The following is a 10119-nucleotide window of genomic DNA, read 5'->3' as shown; positions in this document are numbered from 1 at the left end:
TCGGCTACATATATGTGTCAGAAGTGGCACTGCAAGCCAGCTGGTATAGTGCCAGCTGGCTTTTTCAGTATACAGGATATGGAGTATTTGATTTATTTTGGTCTAATGAAAGTGAGTTCTTTTAGCCATGAAAGTGTGGCATAGGTAGAGAATTTGAGGAAATTGATGGAATTATAAAACCCGATTAGTGTCTGCGTGAATGCAGGGCTAATCGGGCTTTATGGTTTTTCGACGAAAATTTTAAAAATTTTGCTTAGAAGGACAGGTTGTGGGGGTGTGGGTTGGTAAAATCAAAGTGGTGATAAGGAGGCAGGGAAAGCAGGGGTAACGGATGGTATAGCCTTGTTACTATATATCCTTGGTATTATCAATGCCTTTCGTGCAGTTCACCCATATCATTTTTATTCCATAGGAAGATTATAATGGAAGAAAATGTATGGTGGTATATGTGGATAGAGATATTACCAAGTATCAAAAGAAAAATATTTGTGTGTTAGCAGGATTTTTGACATAGATGTAGAAATAGTATATAACAAAATGTTTTAGAAATTAGAAGTGGTTTGATAACTTTACACATGATGATTGCATATTTTTAGTGACGATTTGTAATAGTTATGGATGTAGTGAGATGGTTATGGGAAGATTATATCCCATATAGCTTTAGGAGGATTTGTAATGGCAGAATCAAAAATTTTTAAGTTGAAAGATGGCATCACTGACAAAGATATTGCCAGTTGTGTTGAAAGATTTCTTAGTGTAGAGAAAGAGCTATATGCAGAAACAGTGCAAACTGGTGAAGGATATTTGGTGCAGGCAAAGGAGTCAGATTCTTGGAAAAAATTCACAGGCATGAGCAAGGCTACGCAGGTACAGATTTATCCCGCCGCTGATGGGGTAATGGTTAATATAGGAGCCGGAAAGTGGATAGATAAGGCTGGCGCGGCAACAGTCGGGATGCTGGTATTTGCCCCTTTAGCGATTACGGCGGCCATTGGTGCATGGGGACAAAAGAAATTACCCGAGGAAATCTTTAATGCAATTGAGAAGTTTATTGTCAATGGTGGTACTTCGTGTATCTTGAATATGAGTACCAAACCGGCCGTAAAAGATAGTGAAATTTTATGTCCGGAATGTCATGTGGCAAATGATAAAAATGCAAAATTTTGTGTAGGCTGTGGAGCTAAATTAGTAAATTGCTGTCCAAAATGTGGAAGTCAGATTTCTATGGGGATTAAGTTCTGTCCTGAATGTGGAGAAAAGATGGAGACAGAAAAACATTGTCCAAATTGTAATGTAGTAGTTACTGTTGGTCAGAAGTTTTGTCTAGAATGTGGAACTAAGTTGTAATTATTACGATGATGGAGGAATGAGGTATGTTTTGTTCAAATTGTGGTACCAAATTAGATGATGGGGTAAAATTTTGCTCTGGTTGTGGAACGCCTATTGGTGGTGCAGCTCCAAATGCACCATCCGCACCACAGCGCATGGAAGCGCCTCAGAATGTAAATGAAGAGATTTTGGCTAAAAATAAAGTCGGAATGTGTAAGAATAACTCATTTACTGGTTCTGCTGGTACAGGAATGGTCACCAATAAGCGTGTCGTATTTAAAAAGATTTCCATGGCCAAGCTTTTGGTTTTGGGGCCTTGGGCATTGCTGACAGAGGGAAATTTGGATTTAGATTTACCGTATAGTGAGATTCAGGATGTGAGAATTGGGAAGATAAAGCTTACAAAAGCTGTTATTATCACAGCAAAGGATGGTAATGAGTACGCATTTACATCCCAGATGGGGCCTTTGTCTGATTTTTCACAAGAATGGTATAACCATATTAAAAAGTATTTGTAATTGATGAGATATATTATACCTAATTTATGAATTAGAAGGAGAAGTGAAAAACATGTTTTGTACTAATTGCGGACAAAAATTGCCGGATGATTCTAGATTTTGCACTAATTGTGGAGCACAGTTGGGGGCTGCACCACCCAAGGTTGAACCTGTAAAAAGTGAACCTGTATACAATGGTACTTTTTCGGTGAAACAGGAGGAAGGCAGCAACAGATGCTGTGTGTCCGAGCTGGGCGCAGTAAAGGTATATGAATATAAAAAGGATTTATCAACAAATCCGCTTTCAGCAATGTTTGCATATTATGCGTCTGAAATGAACATACGCAAACGCCAAGTGTGGATTGAATTAAAGGATGATTCCTACAGATTGCAGGCTGGCGCCATGCAGATGATGGTAGGTAATATTGCGGTAAAGTCAGATGTAAAAGATGTGGGCGACTTCCTAGGGAAAATGGTGAAAAGTGTCGTAACCAACGAATCTGCTGTAAAGCCACTGTATTCAGGCAGCGGTACGTTGATACTTGAGCCAACATATAAACATATTTTGTTAGTTAATCCAAGTGATTGGGACGGCGGAATCGTTATGGAAGATGGTATGTATCTTGCAAGCTCTGGCGATATAAAGATTGATATGCAGTCAAGATCCAATTTTTCTTCTGCACTTTTAGGTGGAGAAGGATTGTTCAATACTAAATTAGCTGGTGATGGAGTAGCTGTATTGGAGTCCTCCGTACCTTATGATGAATTAATGGAGATTACACTTGAAAACAGTGTTGCAAGAATTGATGGTCCATACGCTGTTGCCTGGTCTGGTAGTTTAGAATTTACGGTTGAGAAGGTTAATGATTCTATTATTAGCAGTGCCGCTACGGGGGAAGGTTTAGTGAATGTGTATCGTGGTACGGGTAAAATTCTTGTAGCGCCGATTGATGATCTGGGTGAACAAAAAGCAATAGAAAATACATCATCTTCAAATGCTAACCCGGATTCACAATCAGCTTCAAAAGCGGGGACTGCCCTGAAGTTAATTAATAGTTTCCTGGATGATTAAATGGATTTATGGAGAAAATCCTGACAGCTATTTGAATGTTCCTTGGCTGGCAAGGGCAGATTTGTAAAACAGGCAAGAGCAGTATCTAACCAGTTTGCAAATGATGTGTTGTATATAGTTTTACAATACATCATTTGCTATCAGGGTGCATTATATATAGGCGCATTCCTATTATGTCTAAAAGAATAAATATGATTTACCTGAAAGGAGAGAATGTGTATGGGAATGTTTTGTGAAAAATGCGGTAGTCAGTTGAAGCCTGGTGCAGCGTTTTGCGAAGCATGTGGCGCCCGTGTCAGGGCAGTTACTGCCAATGCTAATAATGCGGGCAGTAATAATATCAGTAATGTCAGTGTCGGAAATGCCGGCGGGCGTGGTGTGACTACTGCCCCCGAAGGTAGAAGGGGGAAATCGGGTGGTTTAATGGCAGGGGTCGTACTGCTATTGGTTCTGCTTGGCGGTGGCTGGTATTATTATCAAAATTACATGGAGGCTGTACCGTCCGGTGCAGTAGTTGATGATGCCAGCAGTAAAAAGAATGCTGAGGCTACGGACAATAAGGATAAGGTGCAGAAAGAAACGCAGAATAAAAAAGCAGAGGAGACACCACTGGAAAAGGCGCAGAAACAGCTTTCTGACAAGGGTGTTAAGGGGACCGTAATAGCGTCCACCATAGAAAAACATAATAATTATGGCTATTTGTCTATTGTTAAAAATGGTGAGCAGTACAGCATTATCACTTATGACTTGAAAAATCAGCGCATTGGGCAGACTGCCTTCGATAAGAGATTGCTGTATTTTACCAATAAGAAGCCGAAGGCTGGAGATTCGGAAGTTGTTATATTTGATATAACGATTTTTGATGATACACATGATGCTGACGAGAAAAGTGGCATTTGGAATGGCAATAATCATCTTTTGCCAGTATATGCTTTTTATAAGCTGGATGCTGACGATAATGTTATTCCGGGAATGCTGAATACTGGAAATGGTGCAAAGCCGTCCCGTTTTCACAATTATTTTAATGAGCAGCGTAATGTGGATACGATTAATCTTTTCCTTATGGATATTAAAAATTTGCAGGAAAATGTGAATAAAAATCAGGTTGCTTTGCCGTGAAGTATCGGCTGTTTTGTGTGGCACTATTATTCTCATGACAGGTGTCAGTGCATTTAGTGCGGCTTTTATGCTTTTATATTGTTTAGTTAGAGACTTGTGGGAGGAATAATCATGAAGTTTTGCAGCAAATGTGGAACCCAGTTGTCTGATGATGCAGTATTTTGTTCAGGTTGCGGAGCTAGGATGGATGCTACCGGAACTGCTCCGGAAAATATTGAGGCAGGTACAGTGCAGTCTGGTATTCAGGGGAATGGCACTGGCGGTCAGGATCTGAAAGAGGTTGCTGGCAATGTGGTTACTAATCTGACTAATACGGTAAATCAGGCCATTAATAGTGAAAAGGGACAGGAATATTTGACGAGTAGCAGCAAGTTGAGCAATATTGGTTATGCTGCTGCTGTATTGGGGGCAGTGTCTGTATTTTTTCCAGTTGTTTCCTTGAATATTTTGGGAGGAATTGGTTTCAGTGTGATGAAGCTGAGTCAACTGGCAGGTATATTGATAATAGGTATTTCTCTGTATGGAGCCTATGGTGTGAATATTAGGAAATATGCCATAACTTTGGCATCCGGGCAAGCATTGTTTCTTTTGACTATTTTTGGAATTGTAATTTGCTATGATAAAGTTAGCGGTAAAACAGCTAGTGGTATGGCCGGATATGATATGGGTATGTATTTCATGTTGTTGGCTGGTATAGTGCTGATATTAATTGCCGGCTTTTTATCGCTTGCAGCAAAGCAGGTGAAGCCTGATGTTGGTGGAGCCATCAATGAAATTAAGGCAATGGAAAGCAGTACGGTGGAAATCAATGGCATGAGTATTAATGTCATGGTTCTGACTGTTATCATGCTGGCACTTGTTTTCCTTGGTGGTGCACTGTCTCAATAATTGTCATGGCTGTGTAGCCGGAAACATATTGGGTGTCAGTGTATGTCAGCTGAGTTATATGGATTGCCTGGTACATTTTATTGTAACCAAAGCATTTGTCTAAAGAAGCCTGTTGCAGATTGTTATCTGGACAGGCATTCTTTTTATATACTGGCGGTTATTCATGGTGAATGCATGCAGTGAAGGATATATTTTCTTTGCAATAATGTACGGGGTATGGTAGCATACAATTATCTGTCAGGTGCTTTGCCTGCCAGATAATTGCAGGATAGGAGAGAATAAAGTTATATGGATAATAATTATCAGACTACCGAGAATTCAAAGCATAAATTCAAAGTTATTTTCAATGCGCCGGTGGTTGTGTCCTTTTCGGGTATCTGCCTGGCGGCGATGCTGTTGGACTATATGACAGGTGGATGGAGTACGGCTACGTTTTTTTCTACCTATGAATCGTCGTGGCTTAATCCGCTGACCTACGTGAGGCTTTTGGGGCATATCTTCGGGCATGCTTCCTGGGAGCATTTTTTCAGCAATATTACTATTCTGTTGCTTATCGGGCCGATGCTGGAGGAAAAATATGGTTCCAAATTTATTTGTGAATTTATTTTCCTGACTGGCGTGGTGACAGGGATTGCCGCGGCACTGTTTTACACAAATATCCATCTGATGGGAGCCAGCGGCATAGTATTTGCTTTTATTATGCTGTCTTCTTTTACGAGCTTCAAGGGCAGTGGCATACCGATTACGTTTATTCTGGTGGCGGTTATTTATCTGGGCGGACAGCTGATAGATGGCGTGACAACGAATGATAATGTGTCCTATCTGACCCATATTGTCGGCGGTTGCGTAGGAAGCCTGGTTGGTTATAATTTCAACCAGAAAAATTGATACATTATTAGAAAAACAAGCCACAAAAATAATTGATCGAATAGAAGGATTTTTCATTTTCATGTCGAATATACTCTATGTCGAAGATGTATTTGACAAGAATTTTTCGGGGGTGTTTTTTTGGAGATTTTGCTAGGTTTAATAGTCCTGCTGGGTGGCTTGATGCTGGGAGTTCGCCACGGAGGCATAGGACTGGCTGTAATCAATGGTATTGCAGTAGTGATTTTTACCTTTGTTTTTGGCTATAAGCCGGGAAAGCCGCCTATTGATGTAATGCTCATCATAATGGCGGTAGTAACCTGCGCCGGAACACTGCAGACGGCTGGCGGACTGAATGTCATGCTGAAGTATGCGGAGAAGTTCCTGCGGTCCAATCCAAAGCGCATTACAATCTACGCGCCGATTACCACCTGGCTGTTGACGGTTCTCTGCGGCACAGGGCATGTGGTGTATACGATTATGCCGATTATTTATGATATTGCCATCAAGCAGGGAATCAGGCCTGAGCGGCCGATGGCAGTAGCCTCGGTTTCTTCCCAGGTTGGCATTACGGCCTCGCCGGTTTCTGTGGCAGTGGTTTCTATTGTGGGCTTTCTTGTTGCTTCGGGCTATGATTGCACAGTTGGAAATGTCCTGATGATTTCCATTCCTTCCACGTTTTGCGGTGTTCTTGCTGCGGCAATTTGGAGCTATCGTCGTGGCAAGGATTTGGAGAATGATGAGAAGTTCCAGCAGTTCATCAGCGACCCTGATAACAGGACGTATGTCTACGGCGAGACTGCCACACTGGCAAACGAGGAGCTTTCAAAGTATGCTTATCGGGCGGTGTATATTTTCTTTGCTGGTATTCTGGCTATTACCTGTCTGGGCAATATGCCGTCCCTGCTGCCGCATTTTGCGGCCAGCGCCAATTCACCGGCCAAACCTATTTCCATGGTTTTGGTTATCCAGATGGTTATGATGATGGTTGGTGCATTTATCCTTATCGGCAGCAAGGTGAAGGCTAAGGACATACCGAACAGCAATGTGTTCAAGGCCGGCATGATAGCGCTGGTAACTGTTTATGGCGTTGCATGGGCGGCTGATACATATTTTGCTCATCACATGCCTGTTATCAAGGCGGTATTGGGCGATGCCGTGCAGGAATATCCGTGGGCGTATGGTGTTGTGCTGTTCGCGGCATCTGTACTCATAAACAGCCAGGGAGCGGCGATTGCCATCGTTACGCCAATGGCGCTGGGGATAGGAGCTGATCCTGTAATCATACTGTCTTTTATTTCAGCGGCGTATGGTTACTTCTTCCTGCCGAATTATCCTTCGGACCTGGCAACTATAGGATTTGACAGAGCTGGTACAACCAAGATAGGCGGCTTGATACTCAATCACAGCTTTATGATTCCGGGGCTTATTGCCGTGGGTGTCGGTTGTTGCGTAGGCTATGCATTGGCGCATATGATATTGTAAAATAGGCTTAAAAAACATCGTTATAAAGCTTCCGACTGGAATTTTTATGACGATGTTTTTATGTTTGATTTTATCATCAGTATATCGTTGTTTGTTTACAACTTTGTTTACAGCTTGCGTTGCAGATAAATCATATCTACCAGCTGAATGCCGCATTCAAAGATAGGATGGTCGTAGTTGTCAGTGAAAAAGTTTTTGATAATATGGTGGCGGACAAAGCCGCATTTTTCGTAGAAGGGAATAGTGAGGGGACTGTCACCGGTGCCCACCTGCAATATATCGTAGGTGCCTTCGTATTTAGCAACAAGATATTCGATAATCTTTTTAGCATAGCCTTTGCCCTGATATTCTGGCGTAGTGGCTATGTTTTTTATTTCCAGTATGCCATTGCCTTCGTCGGTAACAACACATTCAGCCTTGATGCCATTCTCATCAAGTACATACATGGTTCCTTTTTCTAGATAGCGATCAACCATACTTTCCTGCTCGTCGGCCAGAAGTAGCAGTGAAAGATACTGTTTTTTGTTTTCTGTGACTTTGTGGATGGCAAAGGAAGGAGAGTGTGTGCCCGTGTTCAGGTGAGCAGTTCGTTTCTTGTTGAGGTAAGTCATTGTATCAAATCCTTTCTTTGTTCTTGGAATTTTGTTGATGTTCATTATGAAATGTGCTTGTGTGCTTCTGTGTGCCTGATATCTTTTGGGGATTCGGAATAAAAAATAGATGCATTGCCTATTGGAAAATGCTGTGAAGCGGCAATACGATTTCATTATAGCAGGAAAATTCCAGGCAGTGAAGAAATGGAGCCGGATTGGGTATATTTATATGGGATAATATCATACATTGACATATATCAATGTATAGCCTATAATACATAATGTATAATAAAGGGGGTGAGTGTTGTGGATTACAGGAATGATGCGAAGCTGTTTAAAGCATTATCTGATGAGAACAGGCTGCAGATTTTGGCTCAGCTCAATGCTGAGGAAAAATGTGCCTGTGTACTGCTGGAAAAGCTGGCTATTTCTCAGCCGACACTTTCCCATCACATGCGCATTTTGGCTGATGCCCGGCTGGTTGAGTGCAGGAAGGAAGGGAAATGGATGTATTATTCCCTGCGTCGCGGTGCAGGGGAAGAAATGGCCGGATTGATTGATGCCTATTTGGCCGGTAAGGATGATTGATGGAGATGCCCGATGTCAGTTACCAATGCTATCGTTTTTTGCAATTATACATTGATATATTTAAATTTATAAATAAAGGAGTGCGAGGGATGTTTGATTTTATTATGCAGGAAATTCTGGGGATGCACTGGCTGAGCGAGCTTGTCTGGCTGGTGCTTACGGATATGGGGGCCAGCCAGGCCTCGCCTGTGTGGGGCAGTGTGCATTTTTTCATATATGACACCATAAAAATTTCTATTCTGCTGGTGTCGCTGATTTTTTTCATTTCCTATATTCAGTCCTATTTTCCGCCGGAAAGAACCAGGCGCATACTGACGGGCTTTACGGGGGTAAAGGGAGCAGTGATTGCCGCGCTTTTAGGGACGGTGACACCATTCTGCTCCTGTTCAAGCATCCCTATCTTTATAGGCTTTACCAGGGCGGGCTTGCCGCTGGGGATGACGTTTGCTTTTTTGATTTCCTCGCCGATGGTTGATGTGGCCTCTATGCTGATGCTGATGTCATTTTTTGGCAGTGAATTTGCGATAATATATGTGGTGGTAGGACTGGTTTTGGCGATTGGCGGCGGCCTGCTGCTCAATGCCATGAGGATGGAAAAATACATCAGGCGTTATGAGAATCCTGTTCGGGAGTTTTACAGTGAGTCCGAGTATTTTAATCAGCGGCAGCGCCTTGGCTATGCCTGCAACGACACGAGGATTATTGTCAAAAATGTTTTTCCATATGTGCTGGCAGGTGTGGCGATTGGTGCGTTCCTGCACAACTGGGTGCCGCAGGCATGGATTCTGGCCGTGCTGGGGGAGCAGAATCTGTTCAGCGTGCCATTGGCAGCCTTGATTGGCATACCGATTTATGCGGATATTTTTGGGGCAATCCCTATAGCGGAAGCGCTGTACCTGGCGTCTGTGCCGGCAGGCACGATACTGGCGCTGATGATGGCGATTACCACGCTGTCCCTGCCGTCATTGATTATGCTCAGCAAGGTGCTGGAGAAAAGGCTGCTCTTTGCCTTTGTCAGCATAGTTACTATGGGGATAATATTTATAGGATATTTATTTAACCTGCTGATGTGATTATGCCATAAGGCATGGTTTTTCGATTGAGCTTGCATGGCAGTTGTTGTGTTTTTTTGGTAAAATTGCAGTGTGACTTAGTATGGGAGAGGTGACGATGTATGAAAAACAGAAAAGCAGTGTTGTATGTACATGGCAAGGGCGGCAGTGCATCCGAGGCAGAGTATTATGAAAAGCTATTTCCTGCGTGTGATGTGACAGGCTTTGATTATCAGGCCGAGACGCCATGGGAAAGCATTGAGGAATTCCGGGCGGAGGCAAGCAGGCTTCTGGCAGAGTATGATGGCATTATTTTGGTGGCTAACAGCATAGGGGCATATTTTTCCCTGCTGTCCTTGGCGGATATGCCGCTGGAAAAGGCCTATCTGATTTCGCCGATAGTGAATATGGAGAAGTTGATTTGTGATATGATGCTTTGGGCTGGCGTAACGGAAGCTGAATTGCAGGAAAAAGGGCTAGTGCCTACAGAATTTGGTGAGGATTTGTCCTGGGACTACCTGACGTGGGTGCGCAGGCATCCGGTTAGCTGGCATATTCCAACAGAGATTTTGTACGGTTCAGCTGATAATTTGCAGTCCCTGGCTACTATCAAGGCATTTGCCGATGCC

Annotated in this window: 11 protein-coding genes; 10 read left to right on the top strand and 1 reads right to left on the bottom strand. The window is 42.8% G+C overall.

The genetic code is table 11. The annotated features are described in order from the left end of the window. The first annotated feature begins 675 nt into the window (after positions 1–675). From ACI3UA_RS07720 to ACI3UA_RS07690, 7 genes are all read left to right on the top strand, one after another. Positions 676–1347: a double zinc ribbon domain-containing protein gene (locus ACI3UA_RS07720; protein ID WP_439724235.1), complete on the top strand. Its 672-nt coding sequence runs from the start codon at positions 676–678 to the stop codon at positions 1345–1347. Between the two features lie 26 nt (positions 1348–1373). After that, a complete protein-coding gene (locus ACI3UA_RS07715; RefSeq protein ID WP_439724234.1) occupies positions 1374–1847 on the top strand; it encodes a zinc-ribbon domain-containing protein in 474 nt (157 codons plus the stop codon). A 52-nt stretch (positions 1848–1899) separates the two neighbouring features. After that, positions 1900–2898, top strand: coding sequence for an AIM24 family protein (locus tag ACI3UA_RS07710; protein ID WP_439724233.1), 999 nt, complete (start codon positions 1900–1902; stop codon positions 2896–2898). 219 nt (positions 2899–3117) lie between these two features. Further along, the gene (locus ACI3UA_RS07705) at positions 3118–4017 is read left to right on the top strand and encodes a zinc ribbon domain-containing protein (protein ID WP_439724232.1); all 900 of its coding nucleotides are present in this window, start codon (positions 3118–3120) and stop codon (positions 4015–4017) included. A gap of 111 nt (positions 4018–4128) precedes the next feature. Next, a complete protein-coding gene (locus tag ACI3UA_RS07700) occupies positions 4129–4905 on the top strand; it encodes a zinc-ribbon domain-containing protein (protein ID WP_439724231.1) in 777 nt (258 codons plus the stop codon). Between the two features lie 288 nt (positions 4906–5193). After that, the gene (locus ACI3UA_RS07695; protein WP_439724230.1) at positions 5194–5793 is read left to right on the top strand and encodes a rhomboid family intramembrane serine protease; all 600 of its coding nucleotides are present in this window, start codon (positions 5194–5196) and stop codon (positions 5791–5793) included. A gap of 120 nt (positions 5794–5913) precedes the next feature. Next, positions 5914–7257, top strand: coding sequence for an anaerobic C4-dicarboxylate transporter (locus ACI3UA_RS07690; RefSeq protein WP_439724229.1), 1344 nt, complete (start codon positions 5914–5916; stop codon positions 7255–7257). A gap of 107 nt (positions 7258–7364) precedes the next feature. On the opposite strand, the gene ACI3UA_RS07685 is transcribed toward ACI3UA_RS07690, so the two are convergent. Next, positions 7365–7913 carry a GNAT family N-acetyltransferase gene (locus tag ACI3UA_RS07685; RefSeq protein ID WP_439724228.1) on the bottom strand — a complete coding sequence of 183 codons (549 nt, stop codon included), beginning with the start codon at positions 7911–7913 and terminating at the stop codon, positions 7365–7367. A gap of 243 nt (positions 7914–8156) precedes the next feature. Between ACI3UA_RS07685 and ACI3UA_RS07680 the strand changes: the two genes are divergently transcribed. The 3 genes from ACI3UA_RS07680 to ACI3UA_RS07670 all read left to right on the top strand — a co-directional run. Continuing rightward, a complete protein-coding gene (locus ACI3UA_RS07680) occupies positions 8157–8438 on the top strand; it encodes an ArsR/SmtB family transcription factor (RefSeq protein ID WP_439724227.1) in 282 nt (93 codons plus the stop codon). An 89-nt stretch (positions 8439–8527) separates the two neighbouring features. Beyond that, entirely contained in the window at positions 8528–9511 is a 984-nt protein-coding gene (locus ACI3UA_RS07675) for a permease (protein ID WP_439724226.1), read from the top strand. Positions 9512–9612: 101 nt separating this feature from the next. Beyond that, positions 9613–10119: alpha/beta hydrolase (locus ACI3UA_RS07670; protein ID WP_439724225.1), on the top strand; the 507-nt coding region annotated here is incomplete at its 3' end.

It is taken from the genome of Anaerovibrio sp. (assembly GCF_051866355.1).
GTDB lineage: Bacteria > Bacillota > Negativicutes > Selenomonadales > Selenomonadaceae > Anaerovibrio.
Note: the sequence above shows the minus strand (reverse complement) of the source record. Positions and strands in the feature narration are given on the sequence as shown.